29 protein-coding genes and 1 tRNA gene are annotated in these 26,176 nt (G+C 73.2%); 12 read left to right on the top strand and 18 right to left on the bottom strand.

Going from position 1 to position 26,176, the window contains the following annotated elements; genetic code table 11:
* The first annotated feature begins 22 nt into the window (after nucleotides 1-22).
* The 3 genes from LG634_RS35470 to LG634_RS35460 all read left to right on the top strand — a co-directional run bounded on the left by LG634_RS35470 (nucleotide 23) and on the right by LG634_RS35460 (nucleotide 823).
* Entirely contained in the window at nucleotides 23-214 is a 192-nt protein-coding gene (locus tag LG634_RS35470) for a hypothetical protein (RefSeq protein ID WP_226740336.1), read from the top strand.
* Nucleotides 215-233: 19 nt separating this feature from the next.
* Nucleotides 234-425, top strand: coding sequence for a hypothetical protein (locus tag LG634_RS35465; protein WP_226740334.1), 192 nt, complete (start codon nucleotides 234-236; stop codon nucleotides 423-425).
* Between the two features lie 134 nt (nucleotides 426-559).
* On the top strand, nucleotides 560-823 hold the full coding sequence (locus tag LG634_RS35460) for a hypothetical protein (protein WP_226740332.1): 264 nt from the start codon (nucleotides 560-562) through the stop codon (nucleotides 821-823).
* Nucleotides 824-842: 19 nt separating this feature from the next.
* Here LG634_RS35460 and LG634_RS35455 read toward each other — a convergent pair whose 3' ends face one another.
* Nucleotides 843-1,418 (bottom strand): mycothiol transferase, encoded by a 576-nt coding sequence (locus tag LG634_RS35455; protein ID WP_226740330.1) that lies wholly within the window; start codon nucleotides 1,416-1,418, stop codon nucleotides 843-845.
* A 98-nt stretch (nucleotides 1,419-1,516) separates the two neighbouring features.
* On the opposite strand from LG634_RS35455, the gene LG634_RS35450 reads away from it, so the two are divergent.
* Together LG634_RS35450 and LG634_RS35445 are read left to right on the top strand one after the other, a co-directional pair.
* Complete coding sequence (locus tag LG634_RS35450; RefSeq protein WP_226740328.1) at nucleotides 1,517-2,173, top strand: HAD-IA family hydrolase; 657 nt, start codon at nucleotides 1,517-1,519, stop codon at nucleotides 2,171-2,173.
* A 131-nt stretch (nucleotides 2,174-2,304) separates the two neighbouring features.
* Entirely contained in the window at nucleotides 2,305-3,666 is a 1,362-nt protein-coding gene (locus tag LG634_RS35445) for an AMP-binding protein (protein ID WP_226740326.1), read from the top strand.
* Between the two features lie 10 nt (nucleotides 3,667-3,676).
* Here the strand turns inward: LG634_RS35445 and LG634_RS35440 are convergent, their stop codons facing one another.
* The gene (locus LG634_RS35440) at nucleotides 3,677-4,552 is read right to left on the bottom strand and encodes a S1 family peptidase (protein ID WP_226740324.1); all 876 of its coding nucleotides are present in this window, start codon (nucleotides 4,550-4,552) and stop codon (nucleotides 3,677-3,679) included.
* A 252-nt stretch (nucleotides 4,553-4,804) separates the two neighbouring features.
* Here LG634_RS35440 and LG634_RS35435 point away from each other — a divergent pair, with 252 nt between their 5' ends.
* From LG634_RS35435 to LG634_RS35415, 5 genes are all read left to right on the top strand, one after another.
* Complete coding sequence (locus LG634_RS35435) at nucleotides 4,805-5,458, top strand: RNA polymerase sigma factor (RefSeq protein WP_226740322.1); 654 nt, start codon at nucleotides 4,805-4,807, stop codon at nucleotides 5,456-5,458.
* Nucleotides 5,455-6,423 carry a hypothetical protein gene (locus LG634_RS35430; RefSeq protein ID WP_226740320.1) on the top strand — a complete coding sequence of 323 codons (969 nt, stop codon included), beginning with the start codon at nucleotides 5,455-5,457 and terminating at the stop codon, nucleotides 6,421-6,423. The genes LG634_RS35435 and LG634_RS35430 overlap by 4 nt, the downstream gene beginning before the upstream one ends.
* Nucleotides 6,424-6,560: 137 nt before the next feature.
* Nucleotides 6,561-7,256 carry a hypothetical protein gene (locus LG634_RS35425; protein ID WP_226740318.1) on the top strand — a complete coding sequence of 232 codons (696 nt, stop codon included), beginning with the start codon at nucleotides 6,561-6,563 and terminating at the stop codon, nucleotides 7,254-7,256.
* 265 nt (nucleotides 7,257-7,521) lie between these two features.
* Nucleotides 7,522-9,672 carry a bifunctional polysaccharide deacetylase/glycosyltransferase family 2 protein gene (locus LG634_RS35420; protein ID WP_226740316.1) on the top strand — a complete coding sequence of 717 codons (2,151 nt, stop codon included), beginning with the start codon at nucleotides 7,522-7,524 and terminating at the stop codon, nucleotides 9,670-9,672.
* A 116-nt stretch (nucleotides 9,673-9,788) separates the two neighbouring features.
* Nucleotides 9,789-9,862: transfer RNA gene (locus LG634_RS35415), tRNA-Trp, on the top strand.
* 47 nt (nucleotides 9,863-9,909) lie between these two features.
* On the opposite strand, the gene LG634_RS35410 is transcribed toward LG634_RS35415, so the two are convergent.
* Both LG634_RS35410 and LG634_RS35405 read right to left on the bottom strand, forming a co-directional pair.
* Nucleotides 9,910-10,689, bottom strand: coding sequence for an alpha/beta fold hydrolase (locus LG634_RS35410; RefSeq protein WP_226740313.1), 780 nt, complete (start codon nucleotides 10,687-10,689; stop codon nucleotides 9,910-9,912).
* A 55-nt stretch (nucleotides 10,690-10,744) separates the two neighbouring features.
* On the bottom strand, nucleotides 10,745-11,164 hold the full coding sequence (locus LG634_RS35405; protein WP_226740311.1) for a nuclear transport factor 2 family protein: 420 nt from the start codon (nucleotides 11,162-11,164) through the stop codon (nucleotides 10,745-10,747).
* A 103-nt stretch (nucleotides 11,165-11,267) separates the two neighbouring features.
* Between LG634_RS35405 and LG634_RS35400 the strand changes: the two genes are divergently transcribed.
* Complete coding sequence (locus tag LG634_RS35400) at nucleotides 11,268-11,852, top strand: TetR/AcrR family transcriptional regulator (protein WP_226740309.1); 585 nt, start codon at nucleotides 11,268-11,270, stop codon at nucleotides 11,850-11,852.
* A gap of 52 nt (nucleotides 11,853-11,904) precedes the next feature.
* On the opposite strand, the gene LG634_RS35395 is transcribed toward LG634_RS35400, so the two are convergent.
* The 14 genes from LG634_RS35395 to LG634_RS35330 form a co-directional block, all read right to left on the bottom strand.
* A complete protein-coding gene (locus LG634_RS35395; protein ID WP_226740307.1) occupies nucleotides 11,905-12,540 on the bottom strand; it encodes an OmpA family protein in 636 nt (211 codons plus the stop codon).
* Nucleotides 12,541-12,552: 12 nt separating this feature from the next.
* Nucleotides 12,553-13,149: a DUF3426 domain-containing protein gene (locus tag LG634_RS35390; protein WP_226740305.1), complete on the bottom strand. Its 597-nt coding sequence runs from the start codon at nucleotides 13,147-13,149 to the stop codon at nucleotides 12,553-12,555.
* Nucleotides 13,150-13,179: 30 nt separating this feature from the next.
* Complete coding sequence (locus LG634_RS35385) at nucleotides 13,180-13,803, bottom strand: pilus assembly protein TadG-related protein (protein ID WP_226740303.1); 624 nt, start codon at nucleotides 13,801-13,803, stop codon at nucleotides 13,180-13,182.
* Entirely contained in the window at nucleotides 13,803-14,021 is a 219-nt protein-coding gene (locus tag LG634_RS35380) for a Flp family type IVb pilin (protein ID WP_226740301.1), read from the bottom strand. Before LG634_RS35380 ends, LG634_RS35385 begins: the two co-directional genes overlap by 1 nt.
* Before the next feature lie 110 nt (nucleotides 14,022-14,131).
* On the bottom strand, nucleotides 14,132-14,941 hold the full coding sequence (locus LG634_RS35375; protein ID WP_226740299.1) for a response regulator transcription factor: 810 nt from the start codon (nucleotides 14,939-14,941) through the stop codon (nucleotides 14,132-14,134).
* A gap of 48 nt (nucleotides 14,942-14,989) precedes the next feature.
* Nucleotides 14,990-16,510, bottom strand: coding sequence for a sensor histidine kinase (locus LG634_RS35370; protein ID WP_226740297.1), 1,521 nt, complete (start codon nucleotides 16,508-16,510; stop codon nucleotides 14,990-14,992).
* A gap of 5 nt (nucleotides 16,511-16,515) precedes the next feature.
* Nucleotides 16,516-17,409, bottom strand: coding sequence for a DUF5936 domain-containing protein (locus LG634_RS35365; RefSeq protein WP_226740294.1), 894 nt, complete (start codon nucleotides 17,407-17,409; stop codon nucleotides 16,516-16,518).
* A 121-nt stretch (nucleotides 17,410-17,530) separates the two neighbouring features.
* On the bottom strand, nucleotides 17,531-18,469 hold the full coding sequence (locus tag LG634_RS35360; protein WP_226740292.1) for a type II secretion system F family protein: 939 nt from the start codon (nucleotides 18,467-18,469) through the stop codon (nucleotides 17,531-17,533).
* A 114-nt stretch (nucleotides 18,470-18,583) separates the two neighbouring features.
* On the bottom strand, nucleotides 18,584-19,924 hold the full coding sequence (locus tag LG634_RS35355) for a TadA family conjugal transfer-associated ATPase (protein WP_226740290.1): 1,341 nt from the start codon (nucleotides 19,922-19,924) through the stop codon (nucleotides 18,584-18,586).
* Nucleotides 19,921-20,472 carry a TadE/TadG family type IV pilus assembly protein gene (locus tag LG634_RS38375; protein ID WP_308072747.1) on the bottom strand — a complete coding sequence of 184 codons (552 nt, stop codon included), beginning with the start codon at nucleotides 20,470-20,472 and terminating at the stop codon, nucleotides 19,921-19,923. Before LG634_RS38375 ends, LG634_RS35355 begins: the two co-directional genes overlap by 4 nt.
* 1 nt (nucleotide 20,473) lies before the next feature.
* Nucleotides 20,474-20,779 (bottom strand): septum formation initiator, encoded by a 306-nt coding sequence (locus LG634_RS35345; RefSeq protein ID WP_226740287.1) that lies wholly within the window; start codon nucleotides 20,777-20,779, stop codon nucleotides 20,474-20,476.
* Between the two features lie 131 nt (nucleotides 20,780-20,910).
* Complete coding sequence (locus tag LG634_RS35340; RefSeq protein WP_226740285.1) at nucleotides 20,911-22,215, bottom strand: CpaE/TadZ family protein; 1,305 nt, start codon at nucleotides 22,213-22,215, stop codon at nucleotides 20,911-20,913.
* A 7-nt stretch (nucleotides 22,216-22,222) separates the two neighbouring features.
* Complete coding sequence (cpaB, locus tag LG634_RS35335) at nucleotides 22,223-22,936, bottom strand: Flp pilus assembly protein CpaB (RefSeq protein ID WP_226740283.1); 714 nt, start codon at nucleotides 22,934-22,936, stop codon at nucleotides 22,223-22,225.
* Between the two features lie 72 nt (nucleotides 22,937-23,008).
* Nucleotides 23,009-23,992: a hypothetical protein gene (locus tag LG634_RS35330; RefSeq protein ID WP_226740281.1), complete on the bottom strand. Its 984-nt coding sequence runs from the start codon at nucleotides 23,990-23,992 to the stop codon at nucleotides 23,009-23,011.
* 417 nt (nucleotides 23,993-24,409) lie between these two features.
* Here LG634_RS35330 and LG634_RS35325 point away from each other — a divergent pair, with 417 nt between their 5' ends.
* Nucleotides 24,410-26,077, top strand: a complete 1,668-nt coding sequence (locus tag LG634_RS35325) for a chitinase (RefSeq protein WP_226740338.1) — start codon at nucleotides 24,410-24,412, stop codon at nucleotides 26,075-26,077.
* Nucleotides 26,078-26,176: the final 99 nt, after the last annotated feature.

The following is a 26,176-nucleotide window of genomic DNA, read 5'->3' as shown; positions in this document are numbered from 1 at the left end:
CCGAGAACTCTGAGGGAACGCAATGCCTGACATCACGTGGGAAGAGCCCTTCTGCGCCGAAGCGAGCGCCTGCTACCGCATCGGCGTCGACACCGCCGGCAACAGCTACATCGCCGTCGCCGGGCAGGAAGACCGCCCGCTGTCGGACACCACCGAAGCCCTGCGCCAGCTCATCCGCGACATCAAGGCCGGGAAAGCCGACCACCTGCTCTGAACAGTCGAGGAGACAAGCCATGTCCGAGATTCAGTGGGAAGACCCCTTCTGCGGCGAGGGAGCGAGCTGCTACCGCATCGGCATGGACGGAGACGGCAACAGCTACATCGCCGTCGCCGGCCAGGAGGACCGCCCCCTGACCGACACCACCGAAGCCCTCCGCCAGCTCATCCGCGACATCAAGGCCGGCAAGGCCGACCATCTGCTCTAGACGCGCCGGTGGGGCGGGTGCAGGCACTGCACCCGCCCACCGGATCGCCGCGGCTCCCCGGATAGCATGGCCGCGCGGGCATATTCCGTACCTGCGCAGCAGGACACCGGCGTGCAAGAGCTAGGGGACCCGACATGACCTCCGGATCCGCCGACGGCAGTCCGGCCAGTCTCTTCGGACCCGTCTCCGTGTTCTTCGGCGTCGTCGCCCTGATCACCGCCGCGCTCGCCGGCCACACCGGCATCGCGTTCCCGCTGCTGGCCGGGAGCCTCGCGGTCACCTTCGGTGTGATCGGCCTGGTCACCAAGCTGAACCGGGTGAAGTCCACCGTCGGCCTGGTCGCCGGGAGCCTCGGTGTGCTCTACCCCGTCTTCCTGGTGGCGGCCGTCAGCGGCTGACCCCGGCCTGCGAACGCCCTTACTGCCCCACCCGCCCGTCCACGCACTCGCGGAGCAGGTCCGCGTGGCCCGCGTGGCGGGCGTATTCGTCGATGCGGTGGACCATCAGTTCGCGGATGGCGATGCGGTCCTTGCCGACGCGGGCGGAGAGGTCGTCGAAGGCGGCCAGCGCGGCGTCCGTGGCGGCCTGTTCGCGGGCGAGGTCGGCGAAGGCGGTGTCCACCATCACCTGGTCGGCCGTCGCGTCGAGGAAGTCCGCGTCCTTCGGGCCGTACAGCTTCGGCTCGGGGGTGGCGTCGGCGTCGACGAGCCAGTTGCGCCAGTCGCGCTCGACCTCGGCGAGGTGGCGGATCATGCCGAGGAGGGACATCGTCGACGGCGGGACCGAGCGGCGGGCGAGCTGCTCCGCGTCCAGGCCCTCGCACTTCATGCGGAGGGTGAGGCGGTAGTCGGAGAGGAACTGCTCCAGCGTGGCGCGCTCGCCCTCCGGCTCCGGGCCGGTGCCGTGGACGTTGCGGGGGTCCTTGTCCGGGTCCGCCCACATGTCGGGGTACACGGTCGCCTCGGTCCAGCGCTCGGGCTGCTGCTCAGTCATGCGGGCATGATCACCCGGTCGGACACCCGCCGCCACTCCGTTTTCCCACCCGGCCCCCGACACCCCTCCCCCGCAAGGCCGTTGGCATGATCATCCGCGTGATCAGCGAAGCAGCGCGGCCCGGCCGCACGAAGTACGTCCTGTTCGACGTCGACGGCACCCTCATCGACGCCGGGGCCAACCAGCGCCGGGTGTGGGCTGGTTGGGCCAAGCGGTACGGGCTGGACGGGGACGCTGTGTACGAAGTGGCCCTGCGGCCACGGCCGGTGGAGACCTTCGGGCAGGTGGCTCCCGGTCGCGATCCGCAGGAGTGCCTGGCGCTGCTGCACGAGCTGGAGGACGAGGACGTCCGGTCCGGCGTGTACGCGGCCTTCGACGGCGCGGCGGAGCTGCTGCACGGGCTGCCGGCCGGGGCGTGGGCGCTGGTGACGTCGAACTACGAGCACCGGGTGCGCGGCCGGTTCGCCCGGACCGGGCTTCCGGTTCCGGACGTGCTGGTCGACGCGGCGGCCGTGGTGGAGGGCAAGCCCTCGCCCGTCCCGTACCTGCGGGCCGCCGCCCTGCTGGGGGCCGCGCCGGAGGACTGCCTGGTCGTCGAGGACGCGCCGTCCGGGGTACGGGCGGGGCTGCGGGCCGGAATGACGGTGTGGGGCGTGAACGCCGACACCGCGGTACCGGGCGTGCACCGGCACTTCGGCACCCTCCGCGAGGCCGTTCCGGGGGTACTGGCCTTCGCCTCGGGCGCCACCGGCTGAGCATTCCGCTTCCGCGTGGTCTTGGACGTTCTGCCGAGGGGCGGCCGCATCCCTGGTCGGTCGCGCGCCTTGTGGACGGGGCGGGCGACCGCCGAGGGTCGATCCGGTCATCGGGGGATCGGGGAGACGACATGGCAGCCACGACCGACGGCGGTACGCCCTGGCCGGAGGCGTTCGCCGACCGCTACTGGGCGGCCGGGCACTGGCGCGGCGCCACGCTGGACGAGCTGCTGCGCGGCTGGTGCCTGGCGTACGGGCCGCGCACCGCGCTCGTCCACGGCGCGGACCGGCTCACGTACGCGCAGCTGAACCGGCGTGTGGACCGGCTGGCCGCCGGGTTCCGCTTGCGCGGGATCCAGGCCGGGGCGCGGGTGGTGGTGCAGTTGCCGGACGTACCGGAGTTCGTCACCGTCGTGTTCGCGCTGGTGCGGGCGGGGGCGGTGCCGGTGCTGCTGCCGGGGCCGGTACCGCTGCCGGGGCGGGCGCCCGCCGAGGTGCTGCCGCCGGTGGTGACGGCCACGCAGGCCGTCGGGTACGTCGGTCCGGCGGCGTACGGGGGTGCCGAGCTGCGGCCGGTGCTGGAGGGCATCGCGGCCCACGAACCGTTCCTGCGGCGGGTCTTCACGTACGAGCCGCCCGGGAGCGCGTCCCCGTACGGCGGGGTGTCGACGGACCCGGCGGGCTGCCACTACTTCCCGCTGGACACCGTCGACTCGCCGCCGGGACCGGCGCCGGTGCGGAGCGCCGGCCGGGTGGCGTTCCTGCTGCCTTCGGACGACGGGCAGCGGCTGGTCCCGCGTACGCACAACGACTTCGCGCATCAGGTGCGGGCGGCGGCGGAGGCCTCGGGGCTGACCGGGGAGGACGTGTACCTGGCCGCGTCGCCCGCCGCGTCGGTGTTCGCGCTGGGGTGCCCCGGGATCGTGGGGGCGCTGTCGGTCGGGGCGACGGTGGTGCTGCCCGGGGATGCGGGCGGCGGGGAGGGCACGGCGGGCGCGCTCCCGGCGGGCGCGGAGCGCGTCACCGTGGTCGCGCTCGGCGCCGGGGACGTACCCGGGTGGCTCGATGCGGATCCGGCCGGGCGGGCCGGTGCGGACGGGCCGCGCCTCGTGCAGGTCGGCGGCACGGGGCCGCTGGACCGGGCGACGGCCGAGCGCGTCGGCGGCGTGCTGCAGCAGGTGTTCGCCCTGCCGGAGGGGCCGGTCACGCTCACCCGCCCCGGCGACCCCGCCGAGGTCGCCCTGACGACCCGGGGCCGCCCGCTCACCTGCGACGACGAGCTCCGGGTGGTCGGCCCGGACGGCACGGACGCGCCCGTGGACGAGCCCGGCGAGCTCCTCGCCCGCGGCCCGGCCACGGTGCGCGGCTACTACCGGGGCGCGGGCGCGGAAGCCTTCACGTCGGACGGCTGGCTCCGCACCGGCGTCCGGGCGCGGATCACCGGGGCGGGGAACCTGGTGCCGGTCGGGGGTCCGACCCCCGACCGGCCGTGATCACCGCAGGTCAGAGCAGGGAGACCCCGTACTTGGACAGGGCTTCGGGGACCGGCTGGTAGAAGGTCGTGCCGCCGACGCTGCAGTTGCCGCTGCCGCCGGAGGTGATGCCGAGGGCCTTGGTGCCGTCGTAGAGGGCACCGCCGGAGTCGCCGGGCTCCGCGCAGACGTTGGTCTGGATCATGCCGCGGACGGTGCCGCCGCCGCTGTAGCGGACGGTCACGTTCAGGCCGGTGACGGTGCCGCTCTTGGTGCCGGTGGTGGAGCCGCTGCGCTTGACCGGTTCGCCCACGTACGCGTCGGCCGCCGTGTAGCCGCCGGGGTGGCTGATCGCGGGGTTGTCGTAGCGGACGATGGCGTAGTCGTTGCCCGGGAAGCTGGAGCCGGTGGTGGCGCCGATGAGGGTGCTCTGGGCGGAGTTGGTGTACCAGGTCTTGACGACGTTGCCGCAGTGTCCGGCGGTCAGGAACGAGTACGTGCCACCCTTGACCACGTTGAACGCGACGGAGCAGCGGTAGCCGCTGCCGTAGATGGCGTCGCCGGGGCCGAGCAGGCGGGTGAACGTGCCGGGGGTGCGGGTGATGCGCAGGGCGCCCGCGCCGTCGCCGGCGGCCTTGCGGATCCGGGCGAGGCCGGCGTCGGTGACCGTACTGTCGGCGGTCACGGCGACCGTGCCGGTGGCGCGGTCCACGTGCCAGGCGATGCCGCCGACGTCGGTGGCCAGAACGGCCCGGTCGACCCGCGCGAGCTGCTCGGCGCCGTACGCGCGGGGGGCAGCGGCCTGGGCGGCCGGCAGGACGAGGGCGGTGACGGCGGCGAGTCCGGTGGCGACCGCCGCGAAGGCGGCGGCCCGGCGGGCGGGGGTGGCGGTGCGCGTGTTCCTCACGAAGTCCTCCTCGGAGAGGGGCGGTCCCCGGTGGGTGTCCGGGGTCGGTGAGGCGCCCGTCAGGTTTGGCGTGTTCCTGACATGCGCGCTGGGGCAGGAGTATGGCCGCGGGGCGGGAAGGGGGCAAGGGGGCGGGGGTGCACGGCGGGCATCGTCCGGCACGCCCGCGTCACCCCCATGGCGCATCATGTCCCGGTGCAGTTTCCGGAGGAGGTCGGCAGCGCCGACGTGGGGGAGCCGGAGGGTCCGGGGGTGCCGCAGCAGCGGGCTCCGGAGGACTTGTCCGGGCAGTTGAGAGCGGCCCAGCAGGGCGACGAGGGGGCCTTTGAGCAGGTTTTCCGGGCGGTGCAGCCGGGGTTGCTGCGCTACCTGACGGTGCTGGTGGGAGCGGACGCCGAGGACGTCGCTTCCGAGGCATGGCTGCAGATCGCCCGCGATCTGGGCGGTTTTCAGGGGGATTTCGATGGTTTCCGTGGCTGGACGGCGACCATCGCGCGCAACCGGGCCATGGACCTCCTGCGGTCCAGACGGCGTCGGCCGGCGGGCAGCGTCCCGCTGGAGGAACTGCTCGACCGGGCGTCCGGCGACGACACGGAGGGCACCGTCCTCGCCGGGGCCGGCACGTCGGCCGCCCTCGCGCTGATCGCCCGGCTGCCGCAGGACCAGGCGGAGGCCGTGCTGCTGCGGGTGGTGCTGGACCTGGATGCGACGACCACCGCCCAGGTGCTCGGCAAACGTCCGGGTGCCGTACGCATGGCGGCCCACCGGGGGCTGCGGAAGCTGGCCCGGCTGGTCGAGAAGCACCCGCTGCCGGGGACGCCGGACGGACCTGTCGGACCGTCGGAAAAAAATCCCGCCGAAAGAGTGACACCGGCCGACGGCACGACGCTGAAGGGCTTGAGATGAGTAGCAACCGATCCCGCCGGATCGACCACGACACGGCCGAGCAGCTGCTCGGCGGGCACGGGGTCGGCGCGGCGGACGGCCACGAAGGCCTCGCCGGACTGCTCTCCGCCGCAGCCGCGCCCGCGGCCGCCGACGGGGAACTGCCCGGGCAGCGGGCCGCCCTGGCCGCGTTCCGCGCACACGTCTCGGGCACCGTTTCCGGCTCCGCGCAGGAAACTGCCGCAACTTCCCTACCCGTAACACCCGTACGAGAAACCCGGAGGCGGCCGATGCTCGTGGCAGCGCTGGCGCAGCTCCTGAGCGCGAAGGCGGCGGTCGCGGTCGCGGCCGGCACCGCGCTCGGCGGCTTCGCCCTCGCGGCCGGCACCGGCACCCTGCCCGGCATCACCGGACCCGCGTCCGGGCCCGACGGCGTACGGCCCTCGCCGTCGGCCAGCGGCCCGGCCCTGCGGCGCGCGCCGGACGGGCTGCTCCCGGAGACCGGGGCCCGGTCCTCTGACCTCGACGAGCTGTGCCGGCGGTACGGGCGGGAGGAACGCGGGGCCGATGCGGTCGCCGCGGACCGGTACGCCCCGCTGGTCGCCGCCGCCGGCGGCGCGGACCGGGTGCCGGGCTACTGCGCGCCCGTCCTCGGCGGAGCCGGCGCGTCCGCCGGCCCGGCCCCGTCCGGCACGCCGACCACACCCCGCCCGGAGGCCACCCGCCCGGACGGCCGGCCCGGCAGCCGCCCGACGCCCGGCAAACGGGAACACGGCGAGCGGCCCGACCGCCCGAACCGTCCCTCGCACCCGAAGCCCGACCGGCCGGCGCGCCCCAAGCCCGGCCACACCAAGCCCGCCCACCCGAAACCGACCCGTCCCGCCGCCCGTCCGCACCCCGCGCGCACCAAGCCGGCCGACCTGCCCGGCCACCGGCCCGCGCCGGCCGCCAAGGGGCGCGCGCCGGACCCGGCAGCCGCCCGCTGAGGAAGCGCCGGGGCGTCCCGTACGCCCCGGCGGTCCGCCCGTACCGTCCCCGACACGTCCGGCCGCCCGCCCCGGCGGTCCGGTCCCCGGTCCGGCCGCCGCCCGGCCGCGACCCCCGAAGACAGAGGCCTCCCACCATGCAGCCACCGCTTTCCGCCCCGGAACGGGACCAGCACGACCAGGACCGGTCCCTGGACCCGGACACCCTGCCGATACCGGTGGTCACCGCGGCCGCCGCCACCCCGGCGCCCGGCTCCCCGGTGTACGCACCACCCCTCGGCGGGGACGTGCCGGACTACGCGCTGGCGGCCTTCGACGGGGCCGGGGCGCACGGGCCGGCGGCGGGCGGGGAGCCGGAGCGGCCCGTGTTCGTGGACGCGTCCGGGCGGCGGCAGCGGAGGGTCCGGCGGATCGGGCGGCTGCTGGTGGTGCCCGCCGCCGCGTACGTCGTCGTCCTCGTCAGCACGCTGCTCGGGGGGCCGACGCTCGACGCGCCGTTCCTGCCGGCGCCGAAGGCCGAGCGACGGGCGGTACCGGCGAAGACGGAGGAGTTCGGCGCGCCGAACGCCGGTCTGCCCGGCACGGGCGGGGCGGAGCGGCCCGCGGCCGAGCCGGTCCCGGACCGTTCCGTGACGGACGGGCCCGCGCCGTCGCGGCGGGCGGCCACGCCGTCGGCGGGCGGCGGGGCCTCGCCGGACGCGGGGGCGACGGCCACGTCCGCGCCCACCGTCGGGCCAGGGCCCAGCGCCGGGCCGACCTTGCTGCCGGCCAAGCCGGGGCGGGGGGCGGGGACTCCGCCGGGGCAGGCGCGCAAGCCGTCGGCCCGGCCGTAGGTCTTCGCCTCACACGCCGGCGGGGCTGGATCGTCCGGCGCCCGCCGCCCGGCCGCCCCACCGCTCCGGGGCTCGTCCCACCGCTCCGGGGCTCCGCCCCGCACCCCGCGCCTCAAACGCCGGCGGGGCTGGTTTTGGCCGCCCCACCGCTCCGCCCCGTACCCCGTGCCTCAAACGCGGGCGGGGCCGGACTTTCCCCCGGCGGGGCCGGACTTCTCCCCGGCGGGGCTGGAAAGCCCCGCAATCCCATCAGGCAGGTACCCCCTTGCACAGCCCCCTCCATCGCGCGCCCGCCCCGGCTGCCGCCCGGCACCGGTCCGGTCGTGGCGTCACCCCCCGTACGCACTGGCTGCTGCTCGCCACGCTCGTGCTCACCCTCTGTGCCGGGCTGCTGCTCCAGGGGTACTCGCGGCACATGTTCGACAGCACCGCCGACGGGGCCGATACCGGTGGGGGTGCGGCGGGGCGGGTGCCCGCGAAGGTGCTCAGCGGCGGGCCGGTGATCGCGGCCGACGGAGCGCGGACAGCGCGGCCCGCCGCCCGTACGATCGCGCTGACCTTCGACGACGGTCCGGACCCGGTCTGGACGCCGAAGGTGCTGGACGTGCTGCGCCGGGAGGGCGTGAAGGCGACCTTCTTCACCGTCGGCACCCGGGTCGCCGAGCACCCCGGGCTGGCCCGGCGGATCGTCGACGAGGGCCACCAGATCGGCGTGCACTCCTTCACCCACACCCACCTCGGCCGGGCCCCCGGCTGGCGGCGGTCCCTGGAGCTGCGGCAGACGCAGCTCGCCATCGTCGGGGCCACCGGTGTCACCACCACCCTGATGCGGCCCCCGTACTCCTCCTCCAACCAGGCCCTCGACGACGTCGACTGGCGGGCCGTCGAGCAGGCCGGCCAGGAGGGCTACCTCACCGTCCTGACCACCCTCGACAGCCAGGACTGGCGCCGCCCCGGCGCCGAGAAGATCGCCGCCAACGCCACTCCCACGGGCGGCGCCGGCCAGATCGTCCTGCTGCACGACGCCGGCGGCGACCGCTCCCAGACCGTCGAGGCGCTCGGCCTGCTGGTGCCCCGGCTCAAGGCGGCCGGATACCGGTTCGCCACCGTCGGCGAGGCCGTCGACCTGCCGGCCGCCGAACGGCCCGCGGCCGGTGCGCACGCCTGGCAGGGCAAGGCCATGGTGACCGCGCTGCGCAGCACCGACCTGGCGCTGGACGTCCTGACCTGGCTGCTGTGGGCGGCCGGCGCGCTCGCCCTGCTGCGCGCGGTCGCGGTGTTCGCGGCGGCCCGCCGGCACGTCCGGCTGCGGCGGCGCGGGCCGTGGGGGCCGCCCGTCACCGAACCGGTGACCGTGATCGTGCCCGCGTACAACGAGAGCGCGGGAATCGAGGCGGCCGTGCGGTCGCTGGTCGCCTCCGACCACCCAGTCGAGGTGATCGTCGTGGACGACGGCTCATCCGACGGCACGGCCGATCTGGTCGAGGCCCTCGCGCTGCCCGGCGTACGGGTCATCCGGCAGGCGAACGCGGGCAAGCCTGCGGCCCTCAACACGGGCATCGCGGCGGCCTCGTACGAACTGCTGGTGATGGTCGACGGTGACACCGTCTTCGAGCCGGACGCCGTACGGATGCTGGTCCAGCCGTTCGCCGACCCGGCGGTCGGCGCGGTGTCCGGCAACGCGAAGGTGGTCAACCGGGGCGGCCTGCTGGGCCGCTGGCAGCACATCGAGTACGTCGTCGGCTTCAACCTGGACCGGCGCCTGTTCGACCTCGCCCAGTGCATGCCGACCGTACCGGGCGCGGTGGGCGGCTTCCGCCGGTCGGCGCTGCTCGCGGTCGGCGGCGTCAGCGACGCGACGCTCGCCGAGGACACCGACCTGACCATGGCGCTGTGCCGGTCCGGCTGGCGGGTGGTGTACGAAGAGCGCGCGACGGCGTGGACGGAGGCGCCCGCCTCGCTCGGCGCACTGTGGAAGCAGCGCTACCGCTGGTGCTACGGCACCCTGCAGGCCATGTGGAAGCACCGCGGCGCGGTGGTGCAGGGCGGCCAGTCGGGCAAGCTCGGCCGGCGGGGCCTGACGTACCTGATGCTGTTCCAGGTGCTGCTGCCACTGCTGGCGCCGGTGGTGGACGTGTTCGCCCTGTACGGCCTGGTGTTCCTGGACCCGGTCCGGATCCTGGGCCTGTGGACGGCCTTCCTCGTCCTCCAGCTCCTGATGGGCCTGTACGCGTTCCGCCTCGACGGCGAGCGCCCGGGCCCCCTGTGGAGCCTGCCGCTCCAGCAGTTCGTCTACCGCCAGCTGATGTACCTGGTCGTCATCCAGTCCGTCTTCACGGCCCTCTCCGGCTCCCGCCTGCGCTGGCAGCGCATGGAACGCTACGGCAGCCTGCCGGACGGGGGCGCGGTGCGGTGACGTGCGCTTCGGCCGGCGCGGTGACCGCACCCGTGACCTGCGCGGTGGCTGCATGGTGACCTGCACGAAATGTGCTGGCCCGGCGCCCCGTCGGTGTGCGAAGGTGTGATCGCCGGAGGGGTGTAGCTCAGATGGCCAGAGCGGCGGTCTCCAAAACCGCATGTCGCAGGTTCGACTCCTGTCACCCCTGCTCCGTGCGAAGGCCCGGGCTTCCCAGAAGCCCGGGCCTTCGGCGTTTCAGACGAGCTTGCGGCCGCCGCCGGCCGCCGCTTCGAGGAGTACGCCGGCCAGTTCCGCCGGGGCCGACAGCATCGGCCAGTGGCCGGTGGGGAGGTCGAAGTAGCGGGTGTCGGGGGCGGCGAGGGCTCTTGCGGTGGGGTCGCCCGCGGCCAGGAGCTGTTCGACGGCGTCGGTGCTCAGGCCGTTCTCCGTGCAGAACACCGCACTTGAGGGGACGTGGGCCGCGGCGCCGGTCAGGCGGAGCGGCCGGGTGAGGGTGCCGGCGGGCTGGGGTGCGGCCAGGCGCATCATGCGGGTCAGGTCGGGTTCCGAAATCCCGGCCGTGCTGCCCCAGATGACGTGGTCCTCCGGCGGCGGGGGCGGGATCCGCCAGCCGTCGGCCGCGGTGGCGATCCGCTCGTGGACGCGGACGGCGGCCGGGTGCCCCTCCGGCAGCAGGCCGGCGACCGAGGCGCCGTCGCGGGGGTGGCCCGTATCGACGGCGATGACGTGCGCGATGCGGTCGGCACGGCGGTCGGCCGCGCCGGTGACGGGGAACATCCCGTAGCAGTGCCCGACCAGCACCACCTGCGGCGCGTCGATGTGGTCGATGAGCTGGACCAGGTCCTCGATGTGCGTGTCCAGATCGGTGGCCGGCCCGGCGAGATGGCGGCGGTCCCCCAACCCGGTGAGCGTCGCCGCATGGGGAACGGCCCCCGCCGCGCGCAGCCGCTCGGCCACTTCCCGCCAGATCCACCCGCCGGTATGCCCACCGGACACCAGAACGAAGTCGGTCATCGCCGCCACGCCTCCTCGACTCGTAAACCCGGCCCCACGGTAGGGCGACGCCCGCTCAGAGTCGACGGTCCGACGCGCTGATGGGGATGTCGTTGATGCTCGCTTCGCGGCGGGACATCAGGCCGTCGGGGGCGAACTCCCACTGCTCGTTGCCGTGGCTGCGCCACCACTGGCCGGCCGCGTCGTGCCATTCGTACTCGAAGCGCACGGAGATGCGGTTGCCGGTGTACGACCACAGGTCCTTGCGGAGGCGGTAGTCGAGTTCGCGGGACCACTTCTCGGCGAGGAAGGCGCGGATCTCCTCGCGGCCGGTGAGGAAGCGGTCGCGGTTGCGCCACTGCGAGTCCTCCGTGTACGCGAGGGCCACCCGCTCGGGGTCCCGGCTGTTCCAGGCGTCCTCGGCGGCCTGCACCTTGGCGCGGGCGGTCTCCTCGGTGAAGGGGGGAAGGGGCGGGCGGGTGGCGGGCGTGGTCATGAGCTGCTCCTGCCGTGGAGAGGGACAGCGGAGAACGGTCGTTCTCCAGCACCCCGCCCACGGTAGGAGAACGATCGTTCTCGGCGCAAGTCATAATGGGGGCATGGCAGCGACAGACGAAGAAGAGACACGGACCCGGGTCCTGGACACGGCGGAGGAGCTGTTCTACGCACACGGCGTGCAGGCCGTCGGCATGGACAGGATCCGGACCGCCTCCGAGGTCCCGCTGAAGCGCCTGTACCGGATCTTCCCGTCCAAGGAATCCCTGGTCGCGGCGTACCTGGAGCGCCGGGACGAGCGCTGGACGGCGAGCCTGCGCGCCCGCGTCGAGACGGCCGCCGCCGGCGACCGGGTGGCGGCGGTCTTCGACTGGCTCGCGGACTGGTTCGCCGAGCCGGACTTCCGCGGCTGCGCCTTCCTGAACACGTACGGAGAGCTGGGCGAGGCCGCCCCGGAACCGGTGCTGGCCGTCATCCGCGGCCACAAGGCCCGGCTGCGCGACCTGCTCGGCGAGGTGGCCGCCGCAGCCGGCGCCGCCGGACTGGCGGACCGCCTGCTCATCCTGGTCGAGGGCGCCACGGTCGTCGCCGCCCTCACCCCGGGCCGCGAACCGGCCGACCAAGCGCGCGAGATGGCCCTCGCCCTCCTCCCCCACAGCGGCGAACCCGCGGTGGAACCCTGCGTGTGAGGGTCCGGTCGCGGGTCCGCGTGCCGGCGGTCGGCTCCTGCGTACCGCTTCGCTACTGTGCGCCGCGGGGGAAGGAGATCTCCACGCGTCGGTTCTTCATGCGGCCTTCTTCGGTGGCGTTGTCGGCGATGGGGTAGTCCTCGCTGTAGCCGCGGATGTCGAAGGTGATGCCGGGGCTGAGGGTCTTGGCGAGTTCGCGCTGGACGGCGTCGGCGCGCTGCTTGGAGAGCACCTTGCCGTGTTCGTACGTGCCGAGGTTGTCGGTGAAGCCGAAGACGCGGACCTTGGTGGCCTTCGCCTTGTTGATCTCGGAGGCGATGGCCTGGATGCGGGAGTTGGCCTGCGCGTTGAGCTGGGCGCTGTTCTTGGGGAACAGGACCTCGGCCTGGAGCGCGAGCATCACGGTCTCGTTGGTGTCCTGGCGCCGTTCCTCGCCGCCGAGGTCTTCGACGACCTGCGCGATGTCGAGCACCTTGGGGGCGGCCAGGGTGGCGCCCTGCGGGAGCTTGAGACCGGGCGAGTTGGAGTCGATGGGCACGGGGGCGGACGCGGAGGGTTCCGTCCCGGGCGGCACGCTCGGCGTCTCGTCGGCGCGGGCGGCGGTGGCACCGAAGATGTGGGCGCCGGTGATCAGGACCGCGGCGGCGAGGGTGACGGTGACCAGGCGTGGGGGCGTGTGGTCGGTCATGGGGTCGTCACCTCAGCCGGAGATCTTGAGGGTGGCGGTGGCGAAGGTGGGGAGGGTGAAGTCGACCTCGTTCGTACCTTCGGGGGGGGCTGGGAATTGCATGAAGAAGCTCTGCGACTTGCCCGGTTGGAAGGTGGTGAGACCGGTCGTGCACAGGCACCGCCCGTCCGTATCCCGCAAGATGTAATAGCGCTTCTTGCCAACCTGGTCCACCAGAGTCGCTCCCGCCACCGAGTTCGGGTTCTTGGTGACGACCTCAACCTCGATGCCAGCCCAAGGCTGGGGGTTGACATAGAGCTTGCTGTCATTGCGGATGGTGCCGCTTACCGTCAGGAATCCGCCCGCGTCGCGCTTCACCTCATTGACGGCGAGAACCGCGCCGCCTGATCCTTTGATCTCCGCCAGCACCTCCACGGGCGCGTCCTGGCCCCCAGCCGTCGACGGCTGATTCGTCGATTCCTGCTTCTTCGGAGCAGAGCTGCCGGGTGGCTTGGCGCTCGACTCAGGTTTGTCATTCTCGCCGCATCCGGTCACGGCGAGAAGAAGTGCCGCCGCGCTCACTGCTGCTGCCACTCCCTGTCGGGCCTTCTTTGTGGACCGAATGCTCATGTACGCGCTTCCTTGTCTTGTCATCCGCGGTCAGTCGACCAGCTGCACGGTGAACAGAGTGCGGGAAAGGTCCTTCCACACACCTGGGTTGAGAGGATCGAAGTGAATGGTCTTCCCCGTGCACCTGATCTCGAAGGGCGGAAGGACGCCGTCCGCCGGATCGTCGTCACCCGGGTCCGGCGGATCGTCCGGCTTCGGACCAAGGTGACAGCGAGGCTTGACCTCGGCTGCGGCCTGGGCAGTGGCCTTCGTGGAGCTCACTCCGGGAACCACGGATCTGCCAAGGCCTTTCGCGTTCTGCACACGGACCCAGACTTCGACAGGCAAGGCATCGCACTCCTGAACCACAGCCTGGTTCTCAGCGGCGAAGGCGGAGGCGGCCGTGCATGCTCCCTCAGCCCTCAGACCTCTGCCGTCGAGGATGTCTTCCCAGTCCTCCCACTTCAGGTCTCCCAGATTGCTCCACGGCACTGTGTCCCGGATCTTCTGGGCGCCCGCCAGCGCCGCCGCGTCGGCTGCACCCTGTGCGTTGTTCCGAGCGGCCCCCGCCTGGCCAACGGCAAAGAAGGCAAGCGCAACAAAGAGCAGGCTCGCCACCATCCACATGTAGATGGGGAAAGCCTGCCCTCGGTCACGGTTTGAATTGCCTGGCATCAGCCCGACGTGATGGACCCGACGAGGCTGCTGATCCGGCTCGAAATCGCCCCGCCGATCCCCGACGCCGCGATCGCGCCCACGATCGCCACCACCACCAGGATGATCCCCAAGTATTCGAACGCCGTCTGCCCCCGGTCCGTTGCCGCGTACCGGCGCCTCAGGGACGAGACGGTCGTGTTCGCCCAGCTGTGCACGCGCGCAGTCGCCTTGAGCATGGGGTACTCCTCCAGGTCTGGTGTCGCTGCCGACCGTCGCACGGTAGGTCCACGGCCTCAGCCATACCCAGGGTCCCTGGGCCCAACCCGGGGCCCAAGGGGAACGGTGTTCACGCATGGCCGGCCACCCCCTGCGCGGGGCGGCGGGACGTGCCGAGCCAGAGGGCGATGGCCTCGCTGCGGGTGGCGCTGTGCAGCTTGGCGAAGATGCGGTTGATGTGGTTCTTCACCGTCTTCTGGCTGATGAAGCAGGTGTCGGCGATCTGCTGGTTGCTCATTCCGGATGCGATCAGATCCATGACCTCCACCTCCCGCGAACTCAGCCCGAATCCCACGTGGTTGCGCGTCTGCTCTGAAGAGAGTGCCATACGGGGTTGCGTGTGCGAAGGGGTTTGCGTCGGAATCCCGGGGAGTGGACCGGGCACGTTGCCCAGGCCGTCCGGGAGTGGCGGCCGGGCCGGCTCCGGGGGGCGGCTGCGGACGTGGTGGACGAGGGCGGTGGCGGCCGAGGTCGTGAGGTGGGCGCGGCCGTGGCGGACGTCGTGGACGGCCGTGACGAGTCCGTCCGCGGTGAACTCGCCGTGCACCAGGTAGCCGCCTGCGCCGCGGCGCAGTGCTTCGCGTACGACGTCGTCCTCACGGCTGTACGTCAGCATCACGACGGGGGCGATCGCCGCGAGGTGCGGGAGGGCGGCGATGCCGTCGACGCCGGGCATGCGGACGTCGAGGAGCACCACGTCCGGGCGGCGGGTGCGGGCCAGGGCGAGGGCTTCCCGGCCGTCGGCGGCCTCGCCCGCGACCTCGATGTCGGCGCGGCCGCCGAGCAGGGCGCTCAGGCCGGCGCGTACGACGAAGTTGTCGTCGACGATCAGGACGCGGAGGGGGGCGGTGGTGGAGTCGGGGAATGCCGCAGCCGGCATGGTGCGGCCTCCTTCCGGGTGGGGTGGGGTGGTGTGGGTGAGTCGGGGTCAGGGGAGGGCCAGGGCGGCCAGCGGGAGGTCGACCGTCACCTCCGTGCCGGGGCCGCGGGCCGGGCGGGCGTACGGGGCCGGGCCCGCGCCGGTGCCCGAGCGGGGTGCGGGCGGGCCGATGCGGAGGGCGGCTCCTATGGCGGCGGCCCGTTCGGTCATGCCGAGGAGGCCGAAGTGGCCGGTGCGGACGAGAGGTTCAAGGGGGACGAGAGGTTCGAGCGGGTCGATGGTGTCGAGGGCGGTGCCGGGCGGCAGGCCGCGGCCGTCGTCGCGGACGGTGAGGCGGAGCAGACGGCCGTCGACGGTGCCGGCCTCGACCGTGACGGCGGTGGCGCCGGCGTGGCGGTGGGCGTTCTCCAGGGCCTCGTCGGTGACGGCCAGCAGGTGGCGGGCGACGGCCGGCGGGACGACGGGGAGGGCGGCGGGGGCCTCCGCGCCCGAGTCCGTGCCCGAGACCGCGCCGGTGCTGCCCGCGCCCCCGGCCGTACGCGCGTCCGCGTCCGCGTCGGTGCCGGTGCCGGGCAGCGGGTGGAGTTCCGCGCGGAGTCCGGTGCGGGCGGTGAAGTCGGCGGTACGGGCGGCCAGTTCGGCGTTGAGGTCGACGCCGGGGGCGTCGAGGTCGCGGCGGAGGTCCGCGAGCAGGTCGCGGGATTCGGCGGCCGCGCGGCGGGCGGCGTGCGCGACAAGTTTGGCCTGGGCGCGGAGGGCGGCCGGGTCGGGGGTGCCGGCGGCCGCGGAGGCGGTGAGGCCGTCGGCGGCGAGGGCGAGGCCGTGCAGGGTCTTGGCGACGGAGTCGTGCATCTCGCGGGCGAGGCGGGCTCGTTCGGCGTGGACGGCCTCGGCGACGGCGAGGCGGGCGCGGGTTTCGGTGAGGGCCTGGCCGGCGGCGCCGAAGCGGAACATGAGGTTGCGCAGGCAGACGCCGACGGCGCCGGCGAGCAGGCACAGGCAGGGCAGCATGACGGCGGCGGTGGCGGACGGTTCGAGGGCCGGGTCCACCGCGTGGACCCCGGCGACGATCAGGGCCTGGGCGGCGGCGTACAGGGCCGAGCCGCGCCAGCCGTAGACGAGGCCGGCGAGGAGGGGGGTGCAGACGCAGAGGAAGCCGAGGGGGGATTCGGGGGTGGCGGTGATCAGGAGGAGGGTGCCGAAGAGCATGTCGACCGCCAGGACCCAGGGGTGGCGCAGGAGGTAGCGGCCGAAGCGGTCCCAGTCCCGGAAGAGGACGTAGGAGCCCATGAAGACGGCGAGGACTGCGGATCCTACGAGCCAGGTGGCGGGGCCGGGTTCTGTGCGGCCCAGGGCGAACGGGGTGCCGAGGGCGGTCATGGCGAGTCTGAAGGCGAAGACCTGGCGGGTGAGGGCCTGGAGGGCGTTCAGCTGGAGCGCGAGGGTGGGGGCCGGGGCTCCGCCCCTCGGCTTCCCGGGGCTCCGCCCCGGACCCCGCGCCTCAGACGCCGGCGGGGCTTGATTTTGCCCCGCCGCCGTCGCCGCCGCCGGGTCCGCAGCTGTCGCCATGCCGATCAGCCCGCCGTGAACGTGTCGAGGTCGACGTCCGTGCCGTAGACGAAGCCGACGATGAGGAGGATGAGGGTGCCGGGGAGCATGAAGGTGGTGACGGCGAAGGTCGCTTTGGGGACGGCTCGGGCGGCTCGGCGGCGGGCGTTCTGGGCGTCGGTGCGGCGCATGTCGTCGGCGATCTGGATGAGGGTTTCGACGATCGGGGAGCCGAGTTCCTCGCCCTGCTGGAGGGCGGTGACGAACTGGGCGACCTGTTCGGAGTCGTTGCGGCGGCGGAGCTCGTCGAAGGCCTGGCGGCGGCTGACGCCCATGTCCATCTGGCGCAGGGTGATGCGGATCTCGTCCGCCCAGGGTCCGTCGTACTTCTCGGCGACGCGCTCCAGGGCCTGCCGGAAGCCGAGGCCGGCGCTGACGACCACGGCGAGTACGTCGAGGAAGTCGGGCAGGGTGCGTTCGATGTGGTCGCGGCGGACCCGGATCGCGGACCACAGGCCGACCTCGATCCAGAACAGCCCGAACGCGACCATGAGGAGGGCCAGGACCAGCTGTCCGCGCATCAGCATGGCGAGCGCGCCGAAGGCGCCCAGGAAGCCGTACACCGCGCGGCGGGCGGCGTAGCGGTCGAGGGTGAGGCCGTGCGGGTTGCCGGCCATGTCGATCTGCTTGCGCTTGCGGTCGACCCGCTTGGGGCCCATCAGGCGCAGCACGGTGGGGGCCCAGCGGATGCCGAGCCGGTCGACGAGGGAGCCGACGGCGGTGGTGCGGGTGGCGCCGATCTCCAGGGCGAGCGCGAGGTCTGCGGGGAGCTTGGCGTCGGCCCGGTACATCCGGACGCCGTGGAAGGCGCCGAAGACGCACAGGCCCATCGCCAGGGCGAGCAGCAGAGCGGTGGTCATCGGCGGAGCGTTCCCCTCGGGCTGGAACTCGGGCTGGGACTCGGGCGTGGACTCGGACTCGGGCCCGGACCGGGACTCGGGCGGCGGAGGCGGGCGGCGTGCCCGGGCGGTGCGTCCACGGTCAGACGTCGATCTTGGACAGGCGGCGGATCAGGGCGAAGCCGAGGGTGTACAGGCCGATGGCGACGATCACGGCGGTCTGGCCGATGAACGCGCCGGTCATCCGGTCCAGCGCGCCCGGCAGCACCGCGTCCACCAGCAGCAGCGAGCCGACCCCGATCACGGGGATCGCGTACGCCGTCACCGTGACCTGGGACAGCTGGGTCTTCACCTCGCGCCGGGTCTCCTTGCGCTGCTCCAGCGTGACGGTGAGGTTGCGCAGGGAGCCGACGATGGCGCCGCCGGCCCGGTTGGACAGGACCAGGGTGGAGACGAGGACGACCAGCTCGCGGGAGGGCAGGCGCTCGGTCAGCTCGGCGAGGGCGTCGTCGATGGAGCGGCCGACGGCCAGGCTGTGGGAGACCCGGGCCAGTTCCTCGCCGGCGGGGGCCTCCAGTTCCTCGGCGGCCAGCCCGATGGCGGTACGGAGGGCCAGCCCGGCCTGGGTGGCGTTGGCGAGGATCCGGGACAGCTCGGGGAGCTGGTTGATGAACTTCTCGGTCCGCTTGGCCCGTTGCCAGTTGAGGAACGCGTTCGAGGCCCACAGGCCGATCAGGCCGGCGACCGGGCCGAAGAAGGAGGCGAGGAGGGAGGCGGCGAGCAGCCAGATCCCGGCGACGCCGGCGAGGACGTACACGAAGAACTCGCCGGGGGTGAGGTCGAGGCCGGTGGTGGCGAGCTTGCGCTCGATGCGGCGGCCGAGGGCGGTGCGGCGCAGCCGGCGGTCCAGGCCCCGGAAGCGGCGCCGGCGGCCGGGGGGCTCGGCGGTGGCGGCGGCGGAGAGCCGGTCGATGAGGGCGGCGCGCTCGGCCCGGCCCTTCGTGTACGCGTGCACGCCCAGGACCACGAGGAGGCACCCGAGGAGGGTGGCTCCCAGGGTGAGGAGCACCAGGTTGTTCATGGCGGTGTCGGCTTCCTGCGTCGGGGCGGGGCGGGGGCGACCGGGTCCGGTCGGGTCGGTCGGGTCGGTCGGGTCGGTCGGGTCGGTCGGGGCCGGTGGGCGAGGGGGTGGCGGCTAGCGGGTGAGGCTGCGGGTGGCGAGCAGGTCGTCGGAGGCGGCGACGCCGAAGGCCTGCGGGAGCGGCTGGTTGTTCATGTAGAGCCGCTCGGCGATGCGGCGCGGCAGCGGGAAGTACTCGAAGTGGCCGTAGACCCGGCCGTCGGCGGCCATCGGCTGGGCGACGTACCGGCAGACGGTGATGATCCGGAACGGTTCGCGGCCGTGCGAGTCAAGGATGGCGATCTCGGTGATGCGGCGGGAGCCGTCGGCGAAGCGGGTGAGCTGGACGACGACGTGGACGGCGCTGTTGATCTGGTCCTGGAGGGCCTCGAAGGGGACCTCGACCTCGGACATGGAGGCGAGGGTCTGGAGGCGGAGCAGGGCGTCCTCGGCGCTGTTGGCGTGGACGGTGGCGAGGGAGCCGTCGTGGCCGGTGGACATGGCCTGGAGCATGTCGAGGGTCTCGCCGCCGCGGACCTCGCCGACGATGATGCGGTCGGGGCGCATCCGGAGGGAGTTGCGGACCAGGTCGCGGATGGTGATGCGGCCCTTGCCCTCGACGTTCGGCGGGCGTGACTCCAGGCGGATGACGTGGTTCTGCTGGAGCTGGAGTTCGGCGGAGTCCTCGATGGTGATGATCCGCTCGTGGCCGGGGATGAGGCCGGAGAGGGCGTTGAGGAGGGTGGTCTTGCCGGTGCCGGTGGCGCCGGAGACGATCACGTTCAGCTTGGCCTGGACGAGGCCGGAGAGCAGGAGCAGCATCTGCTCGTCGAGGGAGCCGAGGCCGATCATCTCGTGCAGGGTGAAGGCGCGGGGGAAGCGGCGGATGGTGAGGGTGGCGCCGGTCAGGGAGAGCGGCGGGATGATGACGTTGACGCGTTCGCCGCTGGGGAGGCGGGCGTCGACCATCGGATTTGCCTCGTCCACGCGGCGGTTGACGGTGGAGACGATGCGTTCGATGGTCTGCATCAGCTGCTCGTGGGAGGCGAAGCGGAGCGGGAGCTGCTCGACGCGGCCGGCGCGTTCCACGTAGATGTGGTCGGGGCCGTTGACCATGATCTCGGAGATGGAGGCGTCTTCGAGGAGCGGTTCGAGGACGCCGAGGCCGAGGGCCTCGTCGACGACGCGGCGGATCAGGCGGGAGCGCTCGGTGGTGGAGAGGACCGGGCCTTCGCGGCTGATGATGTGGCCGAGGACGCGTTCGAGGCGGGCGCGGCGCTCGGCGGGGGCGAGCGCGGACATCTCGGCGAGGTCGATCTCCTCCAGCAGCTTGGCGCGGTAGGAGGTGACGAGGTGGCCGTCCTCACCGGGGGCGTGGTGGTCCTCCTGGGTGTGGACCCGGGCGCGCAGGCTCATGGGCGTCCTCCGTCGTAGGGCATGGTGGAGGTGCGGGTCACGTCGCCGATGGAGCCGAGGCCGGGCATGACGGTGGGGATGCGGATCTTTGCGGTGTAGGTGACCCGGTCGCCTGCGGGGCCGCCGCTGAGTTCCAGGCTGAGGCTGCCGCTGATGGCCGCGTGGCCGGCGGCCTGGCCGCCTTCGCCGTGGAGGGAGTCCATGCGGGCGGCTGCGCGGGCGGCGGTGCCGGCCTGCTGGGCGGCGTAGCCGATGAGGCCGGCCTGGATGCCGGCCATGGCGACGAGGAGGAGCAGGGGGAGCCAGGCGAGGTATTCGAGGGCGACCTGGCCGCGGTCGTGGGTGCGGGGTCGGGGGCCGGGGTTTTCGGGGCTCTGCCCCGGACCCCGCGCCTCAATCGCCGGCGGGGCTTGATTTTCCCCTGCCCGGACGTCGGCTGCGGGGCGGAGAGCCGGGATTTCGCCCGCCCGGACGTCGGCTGCGGGCCCGAGGGCTGGAATTTGCCCCGCCCGGACGTCCGCTTCGGGCCGGATGCCGAGGGTCTGCATGTCAGTCCTCCGTCCGTTCGTTCACGGCGGCGGCCTTGGCTCTGATGGGGACGTCGATGTTGAGGAGCTGGGGGGCCACCAGGGGCATGCGGAGGCTCACTGTGGCTTCGGTGAGGGGGTCGCCGCCGCAGTTCACGGTCACCTCCCAGGCCGAGCCGATGTGCTCGCGGGCGGCCGCCTCGCAGCTGTCGCCGACCGCGCCGGCGCGGGCTGCCTCGTCGGCGGCGTTGGCGGCCAGGTTGAAGGTGTAGCCGATGATCACGCACTGCCAGAGCAGTACGAGGATCAGCAGGATGTACGGGAACATCCCGAGGAATTCGAACGTGGTCGAGCCCCGGTCCCGCCGGGCGGCAGCCCGTATGCCCGGTACCGGAACCGTGACCGGAGCCGGACCCGGAGCCGGTCCCGGACCCGGACCCGGAGCCGCCGCCGTCCCCATCACTGCCCCTTCTTCTTGGACCAGCGGCCGACCGAGCCGCGGTCGCCGCCGCCCGCGCGGAGGGCGAGCTGGCGGCGGCCGGGGGCGGGGAGTGCCGGGGCGGCGGGGGTGCCGGGGGCTGCGGGCTCCTCGGTGCCCTTGAGGAGGCCGAGTTCGCCGGCGACGGTCCACAGGGCCTGTTTGACGGTCGACTTGTTGTCGAGGTCCTGGACGCGGCCGGCGTCCACGACGCCCTGGAGTTCCTTGTAGGCGGCGGGGACCGGGGTCCGGGCCGCCTTCGTCTTGGTGATCCTCTCGATGAGCGCGGGCTGGATCTCGGTGTTCCTGGTCCAGCGGTTCACGAGCACGGCCGTCTCCTCCGCCTTGCGCACCTGGAGCCGTTCCCACATCCGCACCATCCGCTTGACGGCCCGTACGGCGAGCACGTCGGGGGTGGTGACGAGGACCGCCGTGTCCGCCATTTCGACGGCGACGGCGTTCGCGCCGGTCATGAGGGTGCCGCAGTCGACGACGACCAGCTCGTAGCGGTTGCGCAGGGCGCTGACGATCTGGCGGGCGGCCCGGTCGTCGACCTCCTCGCCGCGTTCGCCGTCGGCGGGCGCCAGCAGCAGGGCGAGCCCGGCGGGGTGGTCGTACACGGCGTCCTGGAGGACCCGGGGGGTGATGTCCTGGATGCCGGCGAGGTCGGCGGCCGAGCGGCGGAACTGGACGTCGAGGTAGGAGGCGACGTCCCCGGCCTGGAGGTCGAAGTCGACCAGGGCGGTACGGCGGCCCGAGGCGGCCGCGGCCAGGGCCAGCTGGACGGCGGTCAGGGTGGTGCCGACCCCGCCCTTGGCGCCGGAGACGGTGACCACCTTGCCGCCGGGCCCGGTGAAAACGTCCGCACCGCGGCCCAGGTGGCGGCGGACGCCCGCGGACCACTGGGCGGCGGCCTGGACCCGCGCGGCCAGTTCCTCGTACGACAGCGGCAGGCCGATCAGGCCGCGGGCGCCGGAGTCCATGGCGGCGGAGAACAGGCCGGGGCTGGTGTCCGCGGACACGAGGACCACGCCGACCGCGGGGAAGCGGAGGGCGACCTCGCGGATCAGCTCCAGTGCGGGCACCGGGCCGATCCGGTCGTGGACGAGGACCACCTCGGGCAGCTCGTCGAGGGATTCGGCGGCCAGCCGGGCCAGGGTGTCGAGGAGGGAGGTGGAGTCGGGTACCGGCGCGGCCGGCTCGGCGGCCGGGAGCTGGCCGACGAGGGTGGTGATGGAGCGGGCGGCGTCCGGGTCGCCGACCGCGGGGAGGATTCGGGTGCTCATCCGTGCCTCACTTGTCCCCGTCGAGGGAGTAGCGGCGGTCGTCCGGCGCCACGGTGGACCTGCTGCCGGGCGCCACCAGGGCCAGGCGGACGTGTTCGGCGAAGGAGACCGCGTACGAGACGCGCTGGCTGTCCTTGTTGCCGAGGGCGAAGGTGATCGGGACGGTCTGCTCGTCGCCCTTGCGGCCCTGGATGCCGCTCTTGGGGCGATTCTCGGAGAGGGTGCCGACGGTCAGCACCCGGGCGTTGGTGACGAGGGTGACGGCCTGCGAGTTCAGCGGGGTGGTGCCCTTGAAGGTGCCGATGATGTTGACCCGGTCGCCGGGGTGGATGCGGCCGGCGACGCCCGTCGAGGCGTCGATCATGATGGCGATCTCCTGCTCGTCCCGGCCGAGCCGGGGGATCTCGGCGAGCATGTCGCTCTGCAGCAGGGAGCCGGCCTTCAGGGTGGTCAGGGCGGTCTTGCCGCGGAGTTCGCCGGCGAGGTCGGCGGTGATCGCGGTGCCGGAGAGCCAGCGCCGCGGGATGCTGGTCTTCACGAAGTCGTCCTCGTCGAGCTCGCTGAACGGGGCGATGTCGTCCTTGACCCGGTAGGCGGTGACCTCGGGTCCCACCTTGGAGTTGACGTCGCCGATCACCGTGAGGACCCCGGCGAAGGCGCCGAGCGCACACAGCACGGACAGGACGAGCAGGATCACACCGCGCCGCTGACGTGAGTTCATGGACCGGACTACCTCGCCGTTCGTCGGATTGCGTCGATCAACCGGTGCTGCCCGCGGGCGGGGCCGCGGGGGTCACGGATTCGTGGACAGGGGGGACTGGGCGGACTGGGTGGACTGCGCGGACAAGGGGGCGGCGAGCGGTGCGGCGCAGAATCCGCAGCGGTCGCCTATGAGTTCCAGGCCGCACCAGCGGCAGGGTTCGCGCCGGACGGAGGCGACGAGCTGGTAGAGGACGGAGATGTCGGGGATGGCGGCGGCGAACTCCACCAGCCGCGACGTGGCCCACCAGCGGGCCGAGTCGGACGGCAGCGGCGCTTCGAGGACGCCGCCCACCTGCCAGGCGGGGGCGAGTTCGGCGGCCACCCAGTCGGAGGCGAGCTGGCCGCGGGCGAAGGTGAGGTGGGTGCCGAAGTCGGGGCCGGGAGGCAGTTCCGGGCCGCCGGCGTCCTTGGCGTGGGCCTTGCCGCGGGACCCGGCCCGGCCCTTGCCACCGCCGTGCCCGCCCGGGCCGTCCTTCGGGCCGGTCTTCGGTCCGGTCTTCGGTCCGGAGCCCAGCCGGGCCAGGTGCGGGCGCGGGTTGGCGAGCACGGCGAACTGGCTGCCGGGCAGCCAGGACTTGGCGTGACTCTTGAGGCTGACGGGGACCCGGTCGAGCCGGGCGACGGAGCCGAGGAGGGCGCCCGCGTAGACGTAGTGGGACAGCAGCCGGGCGGCGGAGGCGATCACTCCGGGGCTGAAGTCGCAGACGGACAGCTGCCGGAGCTGGCGGACGAGCAACGCGGTGCCCAGCGGCGGCAGATCGATGTCAAGGAGTGCGATCCGGTCACTCTCCAGGATCGCCCGGACGGTGTGCAGGCGCTGCGCGAAGGCCACCGGAAGGAAGGACGGGAGGACCGCGACCACGTACCCGTGGCGCTCCAGCAGCCCGGACATCTCCGCCAGCGACTCCTCCAGTCCGGCGGTCTGCGGGGAGCTGAGGGCGACGGCGTCGGGGGTGTGCCGGTCGGCGGCGGGCAGCACCAGATCGGCGCTGGTCACGGCGATGGCGATCGGCATGTGAATCCCCCATTCACCCCGGTGCGCAGCGGTCGCGCAGAAGCTGCGCTTCCGCAAACGATCACTGCTGTGCCCTCCTGCCCCAGCACCTTATCCGCGTCTTAAGGCGTCGGGCAGGGCCTTGTTCTTTTCCCCTGATTCCGCTTTTCGGTCGTTGGCTGATTCACCACTGCCAATTCGGCAACAAATCCGGTCACTTCCGGCAAGGCGCGGGTGAGCGGGTCCGCACTCTTGACAGAAGCATTGGTCTGGACCAACTTGGGTGCGGGCGGCGCCAGTTGCCGCACCGCGGCTCCGGCCATCCCCGCATCACGCCGTCGCCGCTCCCCATCCCCACTCCCCCGTCCCCGCATCCCAGCCTCCTCCCCCCACCCTGGAGCCTCCGTGAACCGGAACCCCATACGCTCCTCCTTCCCCCTGCTCGCCGCCGGACTCCTGGTCGCGGCCGGCGTCACCGGCGTGGCCACCGGCACCGCGCACGCCGCCGACGTCAACGTCGTCCGCAACGGCGGCTTCGAGTCCGGGCTGACCCACTGGACCTGTACGAGCGGCAGCGGCACCGCGGTGTCCTCGCCGGTGCACGGCGGCGCCGGCGCCCTCAAGGCCGCCCCGGCCGGCTCCGACAACGCCCGCTGCTCGCAGGTCGTCACCGTCAAGCCCAACTCCACTTACACGCTGAGCGAGTGGGTGCAGGGCTCGTACGTCTACCTGGGCGTGACCGGCACCGGCACCCAGGACGTGTCCACCTGGACCCCCGGCGGCAGCGGCTGGACCAAGCTGTCGACCACCTTCACCACGGGCGCCAACACCACGCAGGTGACCGTGTACACGCACGGCTGGTACGGCCAGCCGGCGTACACCGTGGACGACTTCAGCGTGTTCGGCCCGGACGGCGGCGGCCCGACCGACCCCGGCCCGTCCATCCCGGGCGCACCGGCCGGCCTGGCCGCGGGCAGCCCGACCGCGAGCTCCCTCGCCCTGTCCTGGAGCGCCGTCCCGGGCGCCACCGGCTACCGGCTCTACCAGGACAACGTCCGGGTCACCGATGTCCCCGGGACCTCCCTGACCCGTACCGGGCTCTCCCCCAGCACCTCGTACGCCTTCCAGGTCAGCGCGTACAACGAAGCCGGCGAGGGGCCGCGGTCGCCGGTCGTGACCGGCACCACCACGGCCGGCGGCGGCAACCCCGGCAACCCGGCGGTGCCCAAGCACGCCGTGACCGGCTACTGGCAGAACTTCAACAACGGCGCGGCCGTCCAGAAGATCTCCGACGTGCCGAACCAGTACGACATCATCGCGGTCTCCTTCGCCGACGCCACCGCCACGCCCGGCGCGATCACCTTCAACCTGGACTCGGCCGGACTCGGCGGCTACACGGTCGCGCAGTTCAAAGCGGACGTCGCCGCGAAGAAGCAGGCCGGGAAGTCGGTGATCCTCTCCATCGGCGGCGAGAAGGGCACCATCACCGTCAATGACTCCGCCTCGGCGGCCAACCTGGCGAACTCGGCGTACGCGCTGATGCAGGAGTACGGGTTCACCGGGATCGACATCGACCTGGAGAACGGCCTCAACGCCACCTACATGACGCAGGCCCTGCGCGCCCTGTCCGCCAAGGCCGGGCCCTCGCTCGTCATCACGATGGCCCCGCAGACCATCGACATGCAGTCCCCGTCGAACGCCTACTTCAAGACGGCACTCAACATCAAGGACATCCTGACCGTCGTCAACATGCAGTACTACAACAGCGGCGCGATGAACGGCTGCGACGGCAAGGTCTACTCGCAGGGCTCGGTGGACTTCCTCACGGCTCTGGCCTGCATCCAGCTGGAGAACGGGCTCGACCCCTCCCAGGTCGGCATCGGCGTGCCCGCCTCCACCCGCGGCGCCGGCAGCGGCTACGTGTCCCCCTCGGTCGTCAACAACGCCCTGGACTGCCTGACCCGGGGCACCGGCTGCGGCTCGTTCAAGCCGGCCAAGACCTACCCGAGCCTGCGCGGGGCCATGACCTGGTCCACGAACTGGGATGCAACCGCAGGAAATGCCTGGTCCAACGCGGTGGGTCCGCACGTGCACAACCTGCCGTAGCGGTAGCTGTGGGGGCGGTGCCCGGACGGCACCCCACCGGCGGGGGGGGGGGGGGGGGGGGGGGGGGGGGGGGGGGGGGGGCGGGCCGGGCCCCCCCCC

It is taken from the genome of Streptomyces bambusae (genome assembly GCF_020532645.1).
GTDB classification, from domain to species: domain Bacteria; phylum Actinomycetota; class Actinomycetes; order Streptomycetales; family Streptomycetaceae; genus Streptomyces; species Streptomyces bambusae.
The sequence above is the reverse complement of the archived record's forward strand: the minus strand, read 5'-3'. Positions and strand labels throughout refer to the sequence as shown.

Bases quoted from the DNA above. Each gene is read 5' to 3' on its own strand.
- LG634_RS35470 (WP_226740336.1), top strand. From the start codon at position 23: ATGCCTGACATCACGTGGGAAGAGCCCTTCTGCGCCGAAGCGAGCGCC.
- LG634_RS35465 (WP_226740334.1), top strand. From the start codon at position 234: ATGTCCGAGATTCAGTGGGAAGACCCCTTCTGCGGCGAGGGAGCGAGC.
- LG634_RS35460 (WP_226740332.1), top strand. From the start codon at position 560: ATGACCTCCGGATCCGCCGACGGCAGTCCGGCCAGTCTCTTCGGACCC.
- LG634_RS35455 (WP_226740330.1), bottom strand. From the start codon at position 1,418: ATGACTGAGCAGCAGCCCGAGCGCTGGACCGAGGCGACCGTGTACCCC.
- LG634_RS35445 (WP_226740326.1), top strand. From the start codon at position 2,305: ATGGCAGCCACGACCGACGGCGGTACGCCCTGGCCGGAGGCGTTCGCC.
- LG634_RS35430 (WP_226740320.1), top strand. From the start codon at position 5,455: ATGAGTAGCAACCGATCCCGCCGGATCGACCACGACACGGCCGAGCAG.
- LG634_RS35425 (WP_226740318.1), top strand. From the start codon at position 6,561: ATGCAGCCACCGCTTTCCGCCCCGGAACGGGACCAGCACGACCAGGAC.
- LG634_RS35410 (WP_226740313.1), bottom strand. From the start codon at position 10,689: ATGACCGACTTCGTTCTGGTGTCCGGTGGGCATACCGGCGGGTGGATC.
- LG634_RS35405 (WP_226740311.1), bottom strand. From the start codon at position 11,164: ATGACCACGCCCGCCACCCGCCCGCCCCTTCCCCCCTTCACCGAGGAG.
- LG634_RS35400 (WP_226740309.1), top strand. From the start codon at position 11,268: ATGGCAGCGACAGACGAAGAAGAGACACGGACCCGGGTCCTGGACACG.
- LG634_RS35395 (WP_226740307.1), bottom strand. From the start codon at position 12,540: ATGACCGACCACACGCCCCCACGCCTGGTCACCGTCACCCTCGCCGCC.
- LG634_RS35390 (WP_226740305.1), bottom strand. From the start codon at position 13,149: ATGAGCATTCGGTCCACAAAGAAGGCCCGACAGGGAGTGGCAGCAGCA.
- LG634_RS35385 (WP_226740303.1), bottom strand. From the start codon at position 13,803: ATGCCAGGCAATTCAAACCGTGACCGAGGGCAGGCTTTCCCCATCTAC.
- LG634_RS35380 (WP_226740301.1), bottom strand. From the start codon at position 14,021: ATGCTCAAGGCGACTGCGCGCGTGCACAGCTGGGCGAACACGACCGTC.
- LG634_RS35375 (WP_226740299.1), bottom strand. From the start codon at position 14,941: ATGCCGGCTGCGGCATTCCCCGACTCCACCACCGCCCCCCTCCGCGTC.
- LG634_RS35370 (WP_226740297.1), bottom strand. From the start codon at position 16,510: ATGGCGACAGCTGCGGACCCGGCGGCGGCGACGGCGGCGGGGCAAAAT.
- LG634_RS35365 (WP_226740294.1), bottom strand. From the start codon at position 17,409: ATGACCACCGCTCTGCTGCTCGCCCTGGCGATGGGCCTGTGCGTCTTC.
- LG634_RS35360 (WP_226740292.1), bottom strand. From the start codon at position 18,469: ATGAACAACCTGGTGCTCCTCACCCTGGGAGCCACCCTCCTCGGGTGC.
- LG634_RS35355 (WP_226740290.1), bottom strand. From the start codon at position 19,924: ATGAGCCTGCGCGCCCGGGTCCACACCCAGGAGGACCACCACGCCCCC.
- LG634_RS38375 (WP_308072747.1), bottom strand. From the start codon at position 20,472: ATGCAGACCCTCGGCATCCGGCCCGAAGCGGACGTCCGGGCGGGGCAA.
- LG634_RS35345 (WP_226740287.1), bottom strand. From the start codon at position 20,779: ATGTTCCCGTACATCCTGCTGATCCTCGTACTGCTCTGGCAGTGCGTG.
- LG634_RS35340 (WP_226740285.1), bottom strand. From the start codon at position 22,215: ATGAGCACCCGAATCCTCCCCGCGGTCGGCGACCCGGACGCCGCCCGC.
- cpaB (WP_226740283.1), bottom strand. From the start codon at position 22,936: ATGAACTCACGTCAGCGGCGCGGTGTGATCCTGCTCGTCCTGTCCGTG.
- LG634_RS35330 (WP_226740281.1), bottom strand. From the start codon at position 23,992: ATGCCGATCGCCATCGCCGTGACCAGCGCCGATCTGGTGCTGCCCGCC.